We start from the raw sequence: 15940 nt of genomic DNA, 5'->3' as shown, positions 1-15940 counted from the left end.
GAGGGTGAGGACACTCCGGATGCTGAGAAGCCGAATGAGGTTGCTGAGCACAAGGACATTGATGATAAGGATCAGACCGTAACCTCTGATGACTCCGATGTCCCAGGCAAGCCGTCCAAGGGCAAGATTCCTAAGTGGGCCATCCTGATTCCGGGCATTGGCTTGGGAATCGGCTTGGGCAAGATTATCTTCGGCCACCACGATCACGACCACGGCCACCATGATCACGACAAGTCGAAGGATCGTCCTGAGAAGGAGACCGAGGGCCACGGTGAGCACCCAAGCACCGAGGTGAAGGGCCAGGATACGCCGGATAAGGTTGACCAGAACTCCAGCGAAGAGCCTCGCCCCACCGAGGTGAAGGGTCAGGATACGCCGGATAAGGTTGACCAGGGTACCGACAAGGACGATCGTCCGGTCGAGGTTATGGGCCAGGAGCCTGGAAAGACTGGTAAACCGCTACCGTCCGACGCAGGACGTACGAAGATCAAGTCCGTACCGTCCGGTGCGACCGAGCTTGACCCAGGTATGCAGGACTACATTAAGTAGTGTGAGCGTACTGGTCAGGTAACAGGCGATAGCGCCTGGGCACAACATGTCCCCCTTCAGGGTGTCACCGCACACGCTGGAGGGGGCAACCCATCTGATGAACCATCGAGAAGACCACAATGAGGAGATTGGGCAATGTCTGAGGAGACAGGCCGCGAGGAACCCGTAAGCCGGGGTAAGAAGATCGGCTTTATCGTGCTGGTAGTGGCCGTAATTCTGATGTTGATCCAGCTGGCTCTCTACCTCACCACCGGTGGGGAAGATGATGAGGCTAGTGAGGGGGCATCGGAAAGCGTCTCGGCCGTTGACCCCCCGGACGATAGGGGCGATGCCTACGTCGATGATTCCGGTGCGCAGGAGCACGAATTCGAGCCGGCCCCGGGCCAATTCGAAGGCTTCGAAGGCATGTCTGTGGGCATCGACGGTGAGTACGCCGCCGTGGACCCAGTGCAGGTAACTGACCAGGGCGTGCTGCTGCCGCCACACGATGTCTCCCGCTTGGGCTGGTATTCCGCCTCGGCCGTGCCTGGCGATGCCGGCAATGTTGGCTCCAGCGTGATCACCGGCCACGTGAATTACCAGGGCCAGGGCACCGGCTATGCGGAGAAATTCACCCGGCTGCAGGAAAACCAGGAATTCACCGTGGTCATCGATGGTGAGGAGCGCACCTTCCGTGTGACGGAAAAGCCGTACCGCCTGCCCAAGGGCGGGGATTTCCCGGACGTGGTTAATGACACGGACGGTACCAACCGCCTGGTCCTTATCACCTGCGGCGGCAAGTTCGTCGGCGGTGCGCTGGGGTATGAGGACAACATCATTACCGTGGCAGAGCCAGTAGATGCCCCGGTTCCACCAGAGGCACCCCAGGCCTAGCAGTCTGCTTTAGAGCCCAACGAGCGCCCGGTTCGAGGATGAAAATCCTTGGCCGGGCGCTTGCGTTTATGCACTTCACGCATGTGCGCCCTGGGTGTGGCGGGTATCTATGAAATAATTTGGGGAAGTATCTGCTGCTCGGAGCGGAATCAAAGGAGCAAAGTCATGGATATTCCAGGCAAAATCGCCGGTCATATCGGCACGCCGCTGACGGGCAATGCCACGAAGGTATTGCTGCTCGGCGCGGGCGAGTTGGGAAAGCAGCTGGCTATTTCCTTCCAGTCCCTGGGCCTTGAGGTGCACGCGGTGGATAAGTACCAGGGGGCGCCGGCGCACCAAGTGGCGCACTATAGCTATATCGCGGATATTACTGACTCCGCGCAGGTATCAGAATTGGTGCAGCAGATTCAGCCGCACTACGTGGTGCCGGAGGTGGAAACCGTCGCGGTAGCGGCCCTCGAGCAGGTTGAGCAGTCCACCGATGCCGTCGTCGTGCCCACGGCGCGCGCCTGCGCGCTCACCCAGGACCGCGAGCGGGTGCGCGCGGTGGCAGAAGATATTGGGCTGCCGACCTCCGCCTACCGCTTTGCTTCCTCTGTGGAAGAACTGGAGGAAGCGGCGACGGAGCTGGGATTTCCGTGCATCGTGAAGCCGGACGTGTCCACCTCGGGCAAGGGCCACATGCTGGCGCGGGATGTGGAAGACGTGCGCGAGGCGTGGGAGACGGTGCGCCGCGTGTCCTCGGATTCGCAGCGCGTGGTGGCGGAGCGCTTCGTGGATTTTGACCTTGAGGTCACGCTGCTGGCCATCCGGTCCATCGATCCGGCCACGGGCAAGCTGGCCACGTGGTTTAGCGAGCCCATTGGCCACCGCCACGAGAAGGGCGATTTGGTTGAGGAATGGCAGCCCACAGGCATGAGCGAGATTGCGCTGGAGAACGCGCGCTCGGTTGCGGCGCGCATCTCCAATGAGTTGGGCGGGCGTGGCGTGTACGGCGTGGAGCTTTTCGTCGCCGGCGATGATGTTTACTTTTCTTCGGTCTCCCCGCGGCCTTCGGATACGGCGATGCTTACCGCCTATACCCAGCGCTTTTCCCAGTTCGACCTGCACGCCCGCGCCATTTTGGGCTATCCCATCGATGCCACGTTGATAACCCCAGGCGCCAGCATGTTCTTGCACGCGCAGGAGCCGCTTGCCGATGTCGCCTTTACCGGCATTGCCTCCGCCCTCCACTACGCCGAGACGGACGTGAAGCTCTTTGGCAAGCCCGATGCCTATAAGGGCCGGCGCATGGGGCTTGTGACCACGACGGCGGAAACGGTGGAAGAGGCCCGCGATCGCGCCGCACTGGCCGCGCATAAGGTGAGCGTGACCTCGACTCCTGGCCTGCTCGCGCAGGGCGGTGCGCGCGGCATCGACCCGCAAGCGGACAATGTGCCCGATATCGAGGTTGTTGAATACGAGGGTGGGGTCGAGCTCGACCCCAAGCTGACCTCAGGGGTGGACGATACCGACTAGCTTCGGGGCGCTGCCGACCGTGCCAGTCGGTGCCTAGTCAGGCCCGCAGTGCAGCGCTGATTAGCGCTGCGGGCCGGCGTGCTTGACCATCTCGTCCCACTCGACGATCTTGATGCGCTCGCGGCCGTGCGGCTCGCCGGCGGCTTGCTCGGCGGCGTTGAGGCGGTGCCAGCCGTCCCAGGTAGTGACGGCGATATCGCGGCTGCTGAGCAGGTCGAGGATATCCTGCGGATCGCGCTTGGTGGCGGAGTCGAGCTTGTCCGCCTTGTAATCCTCAAGCAGCATGCCGGTGGTGTCCTTGGCATCGGATTTAGTATTGCCAATCAAGCCCACCGGGCCGCGCTTGATCCAGCCGGTGGTGTAGAGGCCGGGAAGCTTTTCGCCGTCCACATCGGTCAGGACGTGGCCGCCGTCGTTGGGCATGGTGGCCGTGTCGTCGTTGAAGGGAATTCCCTCGACGGACTGCGGGTGGTAGCCCACGGCGCGGTAGACCGACTGCACGGGCCGCTCGGTGAACTTGCCGGTGCCGCTTACGGAACCATCGCCATTGAGCTGGGTGCGCTCGGTTTTGATGGCGGTGACGTGACCGTCATCGCCAAGCACCTCTACCGGGGACTCAAAGAAGTGGATGTAAAGCTTGTGCGGGGCATCGCCAGGCTCGCGCATGGCGTAGGACTCCAGGGTCTGGCAGACCAAGTCGGTGGACTTGGCGGCGCGGCGGGCCTCCTCGGAAGCCTCGTCGTAGATGATGTCTTCCGGGTCCACGATGACCTCAATAGTGGGGGACTCATCGAGCTCCTTGAGCTCCTTCGGCGTGTACTTGGCCTGCGCCGGGCCGCGGCGGCCAAAGACGTGGACCTCCTTGGCGCGGTTTTCCTTCAGGGAAGCGTAGACATTATCCGGGATCTCCGTCACCAGCAGCTCGTCTGCGGTCTTGGCCAAGATGCGGGACACATCGAGCGAGACATTGCCCACGCCCACGACAGCGACGGACTCCGCGGACAGGTCCCAGTCGCGCTCGAAGTTGGGGTTGCCGTCATAAAAGCCCACGAATTCGCCGGCGCCGTAGTTGCCCTCGAGGTCCTCGCCGGGGATACCCATTTCCTTATCGGCGGTGGCGCCGGTGGCGAAGATGATGGCGTCGTAGTAATCGCGCATCTCTTCGACGGTGATGTCCTTGCCCACTTCGATATTGCCCAGGAAGCGGATGTCTTCCTTCTCCATGATGTTGTGTAGCGACTGCACGATGCCCTTAATGCGCGGGTGATCCGGGGCGACGCCGTAGCGAATCAAGCCAAAGGGCGCAGGCATCTTTTCAAAGAGATCGATCTGCACGTCCACATCGGACTTTACGAGGAGTTCAGAGGCGTAAATGCCGGCCGGTCCGGAGCCGACCACGGCGACACGCATGGGGCTAGTCATTTGTTTAGGGTGTCCTTTCTTTAGGTTTTTCTCACATTCTACGCGGTGGCAGTGCGATAAATGCCACACTGCTCTGAGTTATCTACCCCCAGTTTAGGAGGTTGCGGAAGGGCGGGGGAGGGGGTGATTCACGTACAGTGGAGTCGTCACCACGTGCTAGTAACTGTGATGTACGGCATAATGTTACGGCGCGTGTTCCCAGTGTTCCCGTGACGGTAAAGGAAAGGTAATCCGCATGTCTGCATCCCAGTCCACAGTGTTAAGCTCCATCGGCCGCGGCTTCGAAGGCCTCGATATTCCCGCCTTGGCGGAAAGCCTTGGCGCTGAACTGATCCGCTTAGAAGATTTCGACCCCACCGTGGCGGATGTCTTGGCCAACGCGCCCACCGCTACTGCCGGTGCCCTCTTGGTCCAAGGCACCGGCGAGATCTCCTTCGATGCGGAGGTCGCCGCCGCGCTGGGCCTGCCGCTGGTCATTATCTCCGGCGCCCCAGAGCGCGCCGCGGAGCTGGCACGGCGCAAGGCAGAGTCCCTCGGCGCCACCGTGGCAGGCGTCTTCACTGACCTGGAGGCCGTGCCAGGTGCCTTAAGCGCGGCAGAGGAGACCGCACCCGTCATGTCCGCGGACCTCTTCCAGAAGCAGCTCATTGACCAAGCCAAGACGACTGGATCCCACATCGTCTTGCCAGAGGGCGATGATGACCGCATCCTTGAAGCCGCCGATGCCCTGCTGCGCGATGAGGTTGCCCGGCTGACCATCTTGGGCAAGGAATCCGATGTCCAGGCCCGCGCTAAGGAGCTGGGGCTGGATATTTCGGGAGCCAATATCATCGACCACCTGGAATCGCCGCTTGCGGAGGAATTCGCCGCCGATTTCGCGGAACTGCGCAAGAAGAAGGGTGTGACCCTGGAGCAGGCCCGCGAGACCATGCAGGACATCTCCTACTTTGGCACCATGATGGTGCACAAGGGGCTTGCCGATGGCATGGTTTCCGGCGCCGCCCACACCACCGCCCACACCATTAAGCCGTCCTTCCAGATCATCAAGACCAAGCCGAATGCATCGGTGGTCTCTTCCATCTTCCTGATGGTCATGCGCGGGCGCCTGTGGGCCTTCGGCGACTGCGCCGTAAACCCGAACCCGACCGCGGAACAGCTGGGCGAAATCGCCGTGGTTTCTGCGCAGACCGCGTCCCAGTTCGGCATCGATCCGCGCGTAGCCATGCTGTCTTACTCCACCGGCGCTTCCGGCACCGGCCCGGACGTCGAGCGCGCCATTGAAGCCGTCGAGGCCGCCAAGAAGCTCGACTCCTCGGTCAAGGTCGATGGCCCTCTGCAGTTCGACGCCGCCTGCGATCCCGGCGTTGCCGCGAAGAAGATGCCGGATTCTGATGTCGCGGGTAAGGCCAATGTCTTCGTCTTCCCCGATCTGGATGCCGGCAATATTGGCTATAAGACCGCACAGCGCACCGGCGGCGCCTTGGCCGTGGGCCCCATCCTGCAGGGCCTGAACAAGCCGGTCAATGACCTATCCCGCGGCGCTACCGTTCCAGACATCATCAATACCGTTGCCATTACCGCTATCCAGGCTGGAGAGAAATAAATGTCATACGTACTGGTCCTTAACTCGGGATCCTCGTCCATCAAGTTTCAGCTGGTGGACCCAACCGCTACTGCCACCGATGATCCACTCGTCTCCGGCCTGGTGGAACAGGTTGGCGAGCCGAGCGGCGCTATTACCATCAAGGTCAAAGGGGAAAAGGTCACCGAGGAACTGGAAGTTCCCGATCACTCCTTTGGCCTAAAACGCGCCTTTGACCTGATGGATGATCATCAGGTGGGCCCGAAGGACGTCGATATCATCGCCGTGGGACACCGCGTGGTGCACGGCGGCCGCCTCTTTTCGGAACCGCAGCTCATCGAGGATCAAATTGAATCGATGATCGAGGACCTCATCCCGCTGGCCCCGCTGCACAACCCGGCCAACTTGGACGGCATCCGCGTGGCGCGCAAGATCCTGCCGGATATTCCGCACGTGGCGGTCTTCGATACCGCGTTCTTCAATACCCTGCCGCCGGCCGCAGCGCTCTATGCCATCAATAGCGAGGTTGCTTCCAAGTACGATATCCGCCGCTACGGCTTCCACGGCACCTCCCACGAGTTCGTCTCCCAGCAGGTGCCGAAGATTTTGGACCGCGATCCGGAGCACACCCACCAGATCACGCTGCACCTGGGCAATGGTGCCTCCGCGGCCGCCATCCGCAATGGACGTGCCATCGATACCTCGATGGGCCTGACCCCGCTGGCCGGCCTCGCCATGGGTACGCGTACCGGCGATATCGATCCAGGCATCATCTTCCACCTGGTGCGCCAGGCGGGCATGAGCATCGACGAGATCGATAAGCTGCTCAATAAGCAATCCGGTGTCAAGGGCATTGCGGGCGTCAATGACTTCCGTACGCTGCGCGAGCACATCGATAACGGCGATGAAGACGCGTGGCTGGCGTATAACATCTACATCCACCAGCTGCGCCGCTTCATCGGTTCCTACATGATTGCCCTGGGCCGCGTGGACGCGATTACCTTCACCGCCGGCGTGGGTGAAAACGACACCGAGGTGCGCCAGGACGCGCTGTACAACCTGGATATGTACGGCATCGACTTTGATAAGGAGCGCAACCTCGTCCGCTCCGATGAGCCGCGGGTCATTTCCACCGATGATTCCCCGGTCAAGGTCCTAGTAGTTCCCACCAATGAGGAGCTGGCCATCGCGCAGAAGTCCGCAGACGTTGCCGCCAAGGCGCGCGAGGACGGCCTATTTAAGTAGGTCCTAGAAGGTAGTAATAGGCCGGACCTGGTTGGCCAAGTCCACCAGCGCGTAGCGGTGGCGGCTAAACGGGGCCTGGCGGGCAAGTGCCCGCAGGGTCTCGGCCAGGCCGGTGCGCAGGCCGCGCTGGGTAAAGGCGTACTCGAAGAGATCATTCGGCGAGGACGCCCGCGCGAGATCGGCGTTGCGCAGGAAGTTCAGGCCCGCGGAGATGACGGCGATCTTGATTTGGAGAAAGCGCGGCTCGTTGGTGGGGACTTCTTCGAGGCGTCGGGCAGCGCGGCGAATGCGCGATTCCGATAAATCGTGCACGATGAGCTGCAATACGGTGGTCAGAAGCGCCATGCGGAAGTGACGCGAGGCATTGGGGACCTTATCCAAGGTGGCTACGGACAGCTCCACTTGGCCTTCCGCGCGCAATTGGCGGGCAAGCCCGAAGGCGGAGGACACGGTCGTGGGGTTGGTGGCCCAGACGATGCCGTATAGCCGCATGGAATTAAACCGCAGCGCGCCCGGGTCTTGGGTGACGTGGGACCAGACTTCCGGCTGGCCCTCGAAGGCGGAAGAGGGGAGATCCGCCAAGGTGGTGTAGAGGTTGGAGCAGGCGCGGGCTACGGTGGCATCGATTAGCGATGTTTCACTGTAATCAATCTGCTGCAGGATGAGCTCATTGATGGCCGCGATGGCGAGCTTCGGGGCGGCCTCGCCGGGCAATAAATCGAGGACGGTGGCGAAGTACTCCTGGGCATCGACGTAATCATCGTGCAAGAGCTCGGTGATGCCGGCATACCACTGGTAGCGCCAGTCGCGGCCGAGGCGGTCCTCGATGGAGCCTAGCCACTGGCGGGCCTCGTCGGTATAGCCCAGGTCGATCATGGAGCGCACCACGCCGAGGGGAATCTCGGCGGAATGCTCGTATTCCGGGGTCCGCATGGCCTGACGCAGGGTCTCGAGGGCTTCCTGCGGCTCGGCGTACGAGGTACCTTGTAGCAGGCTGGCGCCGACATCGTCGCGGTCTACCAGGGGCGTCGGCAAGGCGGAGACCACCTCGGGGGCGGTGATTTGGATGGTGCGGTCGATGCCATCGATAAGCTGATCCGTGCGAAAGACCAGGTGTTTGGTGCCAAAGGTGGTACGTTGCGGCGAGAAGAGCGAGTGCTGGGAGGGGTACTGGCGGCCGTCGCGGATGGCGAGCACCTCGCGCAGCACGCCGTAGAGCTGGGTGCGCAGCTCCTTGATGGAGCTAAACCGGCGCTGCGGGTCGCGATGGGTCGCGCGCAACAGCAGGCGGTAGAGGGAGAGAAAGCGGCGCAGCTCCGGCTCCTTGGAGGGGTTGGGGATGCCGGGAAGGAAGACACCGTCCTCGCTGGGCAGCTTGAGGCACAGCGCCGCCAGGGTGCGGCCGATGGTGTAGATATCGCTGGCGATGGACGGCCCTTTGGAGGCAACCTCCGGGGCCTGAAAGCCCTGGGTACCGTAGATAAACCCGAAGGCTCCGATGCCGGAAACCGCGCCCAAGTCAATGAGCTTGACCTGGTCCTCGGTGACGATGATGTTATCCGGCTTCAAGTCGTTATAGACCACGCCGCGCGAGTGCAGATACTCCAGCGCCGGCAGGATTTCCAGGATATAGCCAATGGCAATGTCAACGGGAAGCAGCTCGTTGGGCTGCTTATTGCGCCTGCTTCTTAGCGATGGCCCGCCCACGTACTCCATGACGATGAATCCACCGGGCACGCGGTCATCGTCGATGAAGTTAAAAATCTTGACGATGCCCGGGTGGGTAATGTCTGCCAGAAACTCGCGCTCGGCCTCGGCAGCGGCCGTCTCATCGGCTGACTTTTGGGCCTGCATGCCCTTGAGCACGACCACGCGCCCGGAGACGTAATGGTCATTGGCCAGGTAGATCCAGCCCATGCCGCCGTGGGCGATGACACCGAGGATTTCGTATTGCTCCGCGACCATATCGCCCGGTTCCAGCTGCGGCGGCGGAACTTTCTTGCCCTTGATCTTCTCTGTGGGATCGATAAGGGCGGCGGTGGGATTGGCCGGGGTGATAAACGGCAGGCGTACCATGCCATCAGCAACCGGCCGCTCGGTGCGCTGCGTGCCGCGGCGCTCGCGGAAGGTATCGATTGCCTGCCGGCGCGAACGCTCCGAGGACTTTTCCTGCGCCGTTTTTTCATCGCGTTCGCTCTCGCGCTGGGCGCGGATATTCTCTAGGTCCGCGAGCAGGCTGGAGAGGTGATCCGGGTCGATGGATCCATCGTCGTCTTCATCGTCATCGGCGAAGGGATCGAAGGCTACCGCCGAGGTTCCCGGATCCTCCCGGTGCTCGATGGGCTCGCTGGCGAAAGGGTCATACGCCACGGCCGCCGTGCCCACTCCGCCGGTATCGCCGGCATCGTCGCTCTCATCGGCGTCGTTGCCATTTCGTACGCCCTGAGCCGCGGTGCCCTGGCCCTCTGCGCCCGGGCCAGTCGTGCGCTGGCCCGCAGCGTTTGGGCCAGCTGTGCTGCCGCCCGCTGTGCGCCTACCCGTGGCCTCCGTATCCGGGAAGGCAGCCGCGGGAGCCGTGCCGGAAACCTGCGCCGCGGCGGTATCAACATCAGCTTCGCTAGCGCCTTTATTGCTATTGCCAGCGTTATGAGGAGTGGCAGCCGTATCGACGTCGATGTTGCGGTTTGCAGAGTTGGGGCGAGCAGCGGCGGTATCCGGACCAGCGGGGTCGGCGGCGTCGGCTGTACTGGCTGTGCTGGCCGCGTCAGGGGAGTCGGTAGCGCCGAGGTCGCGGTCCTGGCTGCGGTCTTGGTCAGGGTCTTGGTCGCGGTCAGCGTCGCGGTAAGAAGCCTTGGTGGGCTTTCGGAATTGGCGCTGGGTATCGAGGTTTTCGGGCTCTAGGTACTCGAGCTCGTCTTCGCTGAAATTCGGGTTATGCTTCATGACTTATCTTCCTCGATGTATGTACCCGACGGCAGGGTGGGCTCGTCCAGGTAAGCACCTAGCCACCTGTCAAAGATGTCGGACCACGTCCCGTCGCGGCGGATGCGCTCCAAGGTGGAATTGACCTGGCGCAGCAGCGGGCGGGAGTCATGATCCTTGCTAGGGCGGCGCGCGGCAACGCCGTAATTCTCGGTCTTTAGGGGCTCGCCCACGATGGAGGTATAGGAATCCTGCGCGGCCATGCCGGAAAGCAGGGCATCATCAACCACCACGCCATCGGCCTGGTTGAGCTGCAGCGCCATGAGGCAATCGCCCCAGGAGCGGGTGATGAGGATATCGGACTTGGGGGCGCGCTCGCGGATGGTATCCAGCGCGGTGGATCCGCGCACCCCGCACAGCCTTTTGTCTTCCGCATCATCGATGGAATTCATCCCAGAGCTGGTAAGGACCAGCATGCGGGTCTGCGTGGTCATATAGGGGATGGAAAAGGCCACTTCCTTCTCGCGTTCGGGGCTAATGGTCATGGTGCGCACGATGATATCGACGGTGCCATTATCCAGCGCGGCGGTGCGGTCAGAGGATTCGACGAAGCGGAAATCCACCTTATTGGGATCGCCGAAGATATCGCGGGCAATCTCGTGAGCGATATCGACCTCGAAGCCGCGGACATCGCCGGAGGCGGCATCGCGGTAGCTCAGCAGGTTATTGGAGCGGTCCACGCCCACGATAAGGCGCCCGCGCTTGACGATGTCCGGCACCCGCTCCTTCGCCGTTTTGCCATCCGGCCGGTAGGTGCCTCTGAGTTCGGTATCGTCTTCCTTCTTGGGCGCGGTGCTACCGGCTTCTTCTATGGTGGAGCCCTCCGGCAGCGGCGGGCCGGGGCTGGCATCGAGCGCCTGCTGTTCGGGCGATTCCAGCGGCGGGGCGGAGCGAATATCGCAGCCGGCCAGCGCGAGGACACTGCAGGTGGCAACGATGGCGGTCAGCGGTGCGGTAAGCGGTGCTCGGTAGCGCATTAGAGGTACTCCTGCAGTCGAGGACGAATGCCCAGCCACACCGCGAAGATGGCGCACAGGGTGAGCAGGAAGACGGCGGAGGAGACCGCAGTCATGGCGGTCAGCCCGCGCTCTAGGTAGGTGCGCATGGCGATGCGCGCCTGGCCAATGAGCTCCGAAAGCTCGCTATCGAGCTCGTTGAAGGACTGCGCGGCGGTGGTCTCGCCATCCTCAGGATCGGTGATGGTGGCCTGGTAGACCGCCTCATCGTAGTCGCCCTCGCTCAGCGCCTCCATGAGCTTTTCGTGCGAGTCTTGCCACTTTTCGGTGGCGGCGCGGGCGCTGTGGATGAGCTCGGGATCGTTGACCTCGACGTCATCATCATGCAGCGCGCTTTCATAATCCCCCAGCGCCTTTTCAATGGAATCTACCGATCCGGAAAAGCGCTCGAGCGTATCTTCCTCAGACGAGCGCAGCACCAGCGCGAGTGTTTCTGAGGTGCGCGCCTGCTGCGCCTCAATGCGCGAGGCCGTTAGCGAATCCCACGGGCGCGAGGCGGTTTCAAAGCCTTGGTGGCCGGTGGACCAGGTGGCCAAGTTAGACAGCGCGACCCAGAAAACGGCCAAGAAGAGTAGCACAGTTGCGGTTAAAAAGCCGCGGTTAAACCGGCGGCGCGTCTGGCGCCACAGCCACCACTGCGCCACGATGAGGAAGAAAACCGCGGCCAAAAGGCCAGATAGCGGCACCCACTGCGGCGAGGTGAGCTTTTGCTGCTGCTGGTTGACCTTCGCAGTGGTCAGCTGGAATAGCTCGGATGCCGCCGGCAGGATGTGCTCGCGCATGAGCGAGGAGGCATTGGACATATAGGAGTTAGCCACGGCATTGCCGGCGCGGTGGTTCGAGCGCGCCTTTTCAATCATCGCGGTATAAATGGGCAGCTCGCGCTGGATGAAGGTGACGAGATCGCGCACGCGGGCATCGTCAGGCGTGGTGCCCAGCACGGATTCGGTCGCGGCGATGGAGGCGGCATCGATGGCATCGTTATAGCGTTCGCGATTGCCCTCTGATTCCACGCCGGCCTGCACGAACCCGGTGGTGGCGATGGTATCGGCCACCGATAGCGAGCTATAGAGGTGGTGGGCCGCATTGGACATCGGCTCGGTGGTATTAAGCAGCTCGTCGAGGTCGGAGTGGCGGGCGGCGGAAGACTGGGACATCGATAAGCCGGCGGCTCCCAATGCCACCGTGAGGATCAGGGTGACGGTAAAAAGCTTGCCCGGGGTGGTGGAAGCGAAGTAATAAAATCGCCGCAGCAGGCGCGCCGGGCCCGCAAACCATTCCATGGCCCGGTGGGTCAGCCCGCTTAGGGCCGGGCGAGAGGGCGCGGTAACCTCATCCAGCCAGTGATCGCTGGGGTGAGCGTCCTCTTCGCGCTCTGACTCTACCCGCACTGCCTGCTCAGTCATTTACTTAGAATAACGCCCCCAGTGTGCTAGGCGCCACCATTTACCCGCGTGTGTGGCTAGGATAGAAAATATGCATAACCCTCACAGTGGAGACGGCTGGGCGGCGGGCCCCAGTGGCATTCGCGTATGGGGAAAATTCGGTGCCGCCGGCCTCTTCCTCGTCGCCGGGCGCGAGGTGCTGCTGCAACACCGCGCCGCGTGGACCAATAACGGAAATACCTGGGGGATTCCCGGCGGGGCGCGGGACCTACAAGAAAGCCCCACCCAGGCCGCGCTGCGGGAAACGCACGAGGAATGCGCCATCGCGCCTGCCGATGTCGAGGTGCTCGATACCCAAGTAACGGCCGGGCCCTATCCTCCGGCGGGGGATTTGCCGGGGGAGTGGACCTATACCACCGTGTTAGCGCGCACCCGCAGCGGCCTGCGCCTGCCCACCACCGCCAACGAGGAATCGCACGAGCTGCGCTGGGTGGGGCTGGATGAGGTGGAAAACCTGCCGCTTATCGCGCCATTCCGCCATGCCTTTCCCGCCCTGCGGCAGCGGGTGGAAAAACTGTACCGGTAAAGTATCCAAAATTATGGCACTGTAGTGCTCATGATTGAAGTACAGGGACTGACTAAGGATTACGGGTCTGTCCGCGCCGTTGAGGATCTCACCTTCCAGGTAAAGCCCGGTGTGGTCACCGGCTTCTTGGGGCCCAATGGTGCCGGCAAATCCACCACCATGCGGATGATCGTGGGCTTGGACGAGCCCACGGCGGGCCAGATTCGCGTTAACGGCAAACCCTACCGCGACCTGGAGCACCCGCTGCGCGAGGTGGGCGCGCTTTTGGATGCAAAGGCGGTACACCCCAACCGCACGGCCGCGAATCACCTGAAGTGGATGGCGGCGTCCAATGGCATTCCCGCCTCCCGCGTGGATGAGGTACTGGGGCTGGTGGGGCTTTCCGATGTCGCCGGTAAGAAAGCCGGCGGCTTTTCCCTCGGCATGGGCCAGCGCTTGGGCCTTGCTGGTGCTCTATTGGGTGATCCCGGAATCCTCATCCTGGATGAGCCGGTCAATGGCCTGGATCCAGAGGGCATCCGCTGGGTGCGTCAGCTCGTGCGCGCGCTGGCTGCAGAAGGCCGCACCATTTTGATTTCTTCCCACCTCTTGTCCGAGATGGCCCAGACCGCAGACCACCTCGTGGTCATTGGCAAGGGGAAGATGGTTGCGGATAAACCCACCCACGAGTTCGTCCGCGGCCACTCGCAGTCCTTGGTGTATGTGCGCTCGAACCACCTCCCGGAATTCGGTGAGGCCCTAAAGAAGGAGGGCGTGTCCTTTACCGAATCTAAGGATGAGGAGGGCCGCCCGCGGCTCGAGGTCATCAACCAGACCACCGAGTTCGTGGGAGATCTGGCCTATTCCACCGGGGTGCCGCTGCACGAGCTCACCCTGAAAAGCGCATCGCTGGAGGATGCCTTCATGGATCTCACCGGCGATGCCGTGCAGTATCACGCAGACACGCCTGGTGCCTCGGGCGCGCAGGCAGGCCAATCCGGTGGGTTCGCCCGCCCCAACGAGCAGGAGGTTTAATCCGCCATGTTGAATATCTTGAAATCCGAGTGGATTAAGCTGCGCACCACCCGCTCCTTCTGGTGGACCACCGCGCTATTCCTTCTATTTTCGTGGGGGTGGGCCGGTGTCACCGCTGCGTTTACTGAGCCGCTCGATCCGGAAGCCGTTGATATGGGCTTTCAGCCTATTGGAGCCGAGTTCACCGTCGTATTCCTGGTATCCCTGGGCCTGCCGGTGCTGATGATTCAGGCCATCATGCTGGTGACCACGGAATACCGCTTTGGCACCCAAGCCATTACCTTCATGGCCTCCCCGCGGCGTTGGAGCGTGGCCGTGGCCAAGCTGGTCTTATATGCGGTCATCGCGGCCGTACTGACCTTCATCGGTGTGGTGGGCGCGTACCTGCTTACGGATCTGCTTGCCGATAGCTCCATTTCCGCCACCTTCGACCCCTGGAACGATGAAGTCGGCCGCGAGCAGCTGTGGAAGTACCCACTGGCCGCGGTCCTCGTGGTGGCCTTTGCCCAAGGCATCGGCATGCTCATTCGCCAGACTGCGGGCTCTGTGGCGCTGGGCCTTATTTTGTACTTGGGCGTGGATCAAATCGTCAGCATGATGCCCGTGGTAGGCGATAAGATCGGTAGCTTTATGCCCTTTACCGCTTTCCAGAACTGGCTATTCAATGTCCCAGTGGATAACGCACTGTGGACGGAATCCGCAGGCAGCGGCATCGTGTTCTTCATCTGGACCGCCGTGCTGTGGGCCCTTGGCGTGCTGGTGCTGCACAAGCGCGATGCTTAGGCGAGGGTAGGTCTGTTGTTTGAGACATGACTGGTAACCGGCTGATTGTGATCAGCCGGTTATTTTTATTGGTGGTGGTTAATAGCTCGCTCGGAAAAGCAGCCTTTCCGGATGGGAATCTATCCGAGATCCCGAAGGAAAGGCGCACACCGCAGATTAAAATCTTGGCACCATTAAATATAATTTAAGTATATCGGAAATTCAGTTTAAATATTGTCTATACACTGACAATATTTTTCTTTTTCGTTAGGGTTGGAGGTGAAGAAAAAGAAATTGTGTAGAGCAATTTAGTCAAGTTCATCCGAGGGAGTGGTAAGCGTGTCCAATGAAATGCTTCCAGATTCTGTTGAAAAGTTTGTAGCCCCGACTATCGCGGGCGCAGCATTAGTGGGAGGAGGGGTAGCCGCAACTACCCCTCCAGCCAAGGCGCAAGGACCTATCGGTAACGCTTCTGAAGTGGTTAGCAACATGAAACCTGACGGGGTGCGTGCGCACTCTATTGTTAACGAAGTCAATGCAGCAAGGGCGGATCATGGTTTAAATCCCGTGACAGAAAACCCTGCGTTAAACAATATCGCTCAAGACTGGGCCGACCATTTGGTGGGAACAGGGGATTTGCAGCATCGGCCAAATCACTGGGAAACCTATCCGGATAGTATTCCTGCCGGTGGCGAAAACGTCCTTCAAGCATGGGACGATTTCGCAGATGCGAAGCTGGTGAATATGTGGCTGAATTCTCCCAGCCACAGGAAGATTTTGCTAGACCCAGAAGCGAAAACGGTTGGCACGGGCGTTGCCGTTGGGGCGAACGGTGAGCTTTTTGCCGTACAGAATTTTGGACGTTAAAGCAGCGCCTTTTAATAATCCTCTTCGGAATAGGCGCGATATGATCACTCTTGTATTCCCTAAGCTTTTGATACGCTCTCGCGCATAGGCAATGTCAGAAGCTAGGATCAGGCTTTACAGTAAAAGCAATAGACAAGAG

The 15940-nt window shown here is 61.3% G+C and carries 12 protein-coding genes and 1 pseudogene; 9 read left to right on the top strand and 4 right to left on the bottom strand.

Going from position 1 to position 15940, the window contains the following annotated elements; genetic code table 11:
* The 3 genes and pseudogenes from HMPREF1257_RS08835 to purT form a co-directional block, all read left to right on the top strand.
* Positions 1-549: pseudogene (locus HMPREF1257_RS08835) on the top strand (hypothetical protein); the annotation flags it as partial.
* A 135-nt stretch (positions 550-684) separates the two neighbouring features.
* Positions 685-1422, top strand: a complete 738-nt coding sequence (locus tag HMPREF1257_RS08830) for a class F sortase (RefSeq protein WP_023024047.1) — start codon at positions 685-687, stop codon at positions 1420-1422.
* Between the two features lie 165 nt (positions 1423-1587).
* A complete protein-coding gene (gene purT / locus HMPREF1257_RS08825) occupies positions 1588-2940 on the top strand; it encodes a formate-dependent phosphoribosylglycinamide formyltransferase (protein ID WP_023024045.1) in 1353 nt (450 codons plus the stop codon).
* 60 nt (positions 2941-3000) lie between these two features.
* Here the strand turns inward: purT and HMPREF1257_RS08820 are convergent, their stop codons facing one another.
* The gene (locus tag HMPREF1257_RS08820) at positions 3001-4362 is read right to left on the bottom strand and encodes an FAD-dependent oxidoreductase (protein WP_023024044.1); all 1362 of its coding nucleotides are present in this window, start codon (positions 4360-4362) and stop codon (positions 3001-3003) included.
* 235 nt (positions 4363-4597) lie between these two features.
* Between HMPREF1257_RS08820 and pta the strand changes: the two genes are divergently transcribed.
* Both pta and HMPREF1257_RS08810 read left to right on the top strand, forming a co-directional pair.
* Positions 4598-5965, top strand: coding sequence for a phosphate acetyltransferase (pta, locus tag HMPREF1257_RS08815; protein ID WP_023024041.1), 1368 nt, complete (start codon positions 4598-4600; stop codon positions 5963-5965).
* Positions 5966-7189: an acetate kinase gene (locus HMPREF1257_RS08810; RefSeq protein ID WP_023024039.1), complete on the top strand. Its 1224-nt coding sequence runs from the start codon at positions 5966-5968 to the stop codon at positions 7187-7189. It abuts the gene before it with no gap.
* 3 nt (positions 7190-7192) lie between these two features.
* On the opposite strand, the gene HMPREF1257_RS08805 is transcribed toward HMPREF1257_RS08810, so the two are convergent.
* Genes HMPREF1257_RS08805 through HMPREF1257_RS08795 form a run of 3 tightly spaced genes read right to left on the bottom strand, consistent with a single transcriptional unit; the run spans position 7193 to position 12593 of the window.
* Positions 7193-10132, bottom strand: a complete 2940-nt coding sequence (locus HMPREF1257_RS08805) for a serine/threonine protein kinase (RefSeq protein WP_023024037.1) — start codon at positions 10130-10132, stop codon at positions 7193-7195.
* Positions 10129-11148 (bottom strand): glutamate ABC transporter substrate-binding protein, encoded by a 1020-nt coding sequence (locus tag HMPREF1257_RS08800; RefSeq protein WP_023024034.1) that lies wholly within the window; start codon positions 11146-11148, stop codon positions 10129-10131. Before HMPREF1257_RS08800 ends, HMPREF1257_RS08805 begins: the two co-directional genes overlap by 4 nt.
* Complete coding sequence (locus HMPREF1257_RS08795; protein WP_023024033.1) at positions 11148-12593, bottom strand: hypothetical protein; 1446 nt, start codon at positions 12591-12593, stop codon at positions 11148-11150. Before HMPREF1257_RS08795 ends, HMPREF1257_RS08800 begins: the two co-directional genes overlap by 1 nt.
* Positions 12594-12663: 70 nt before the next feature.
* Here HMPREF1257_RS08795 and HMPREF1257_RS08790 point away from each other — a divergent pair, with 70 nt between their 5' ends.
* The 4 genes from HMPREF1257_RS08790 (at position 12664) to HMPREF1257_RS08775 (ending at position 15801) form a co-directional block, all read left to right on the top strand.
* Positions 12664-13158, top strand: a complete 495-nt coding sequence (locus HMPREF1257_RS08790) for an NUDIX domain-containing protein (protein ID WP_023024031.1) — start codon at positions 12664-12666, stop codon at positions 13156-13158.
* A gap of 30 nt (positions 13159-13188) precedes the next feature.
* On the top strand, positions 13189-14172 hold the full coding sequence (locus HMPREF1257_RS08785; RefSeq protein ID WP_023024029.1) for an ABC transporter ATP-binding protein: 984 nt from the start codon (positions 13189-13191) through the stop codon (positions 14170-14172).
* 6 nt (positions 14173-14178) lie between these two features.
* The gene (locus HMPREF1257_RS08780) at positions 14179-14955 is read left to right on the top strand and encodes an ABC transporter permease (RefSeq protein WP_023024027.1); all 777 of its coding nucleotides are present in this window, start codon (positions 14179-14181) and stop codon (positions 14953-14955) included.
* 318 nt (positions 14956-15273) lie between these two features.
* Complete coding sequence (locus HMPREF1257_RS08775; RefSeq protein ID WP_023024025.1) at positions 15274-15801, top strand: CAP domain-containing protein; 528 nt, start codon at positions 15274-15276, stop codon at positions 15799-15801.
* Positions 15802-15940: the final 139 nt, after the last annotated feature.

Origin of the sequence: Corynebacterium sp. KPL1814, from assembly GCF_000478175.1 — a bacterium.
Classification (GTDB): Bacteria; Actinomycetota; Actinomycetes; order Mycobacteriales; family Mycobacteriaceae; genus Corynebacterium.
The sequence above is the reverse complement of the archived record's forward strand: the minus strand, read 5'-3'. Positions and strand labels throughout refer to the sequence as shown.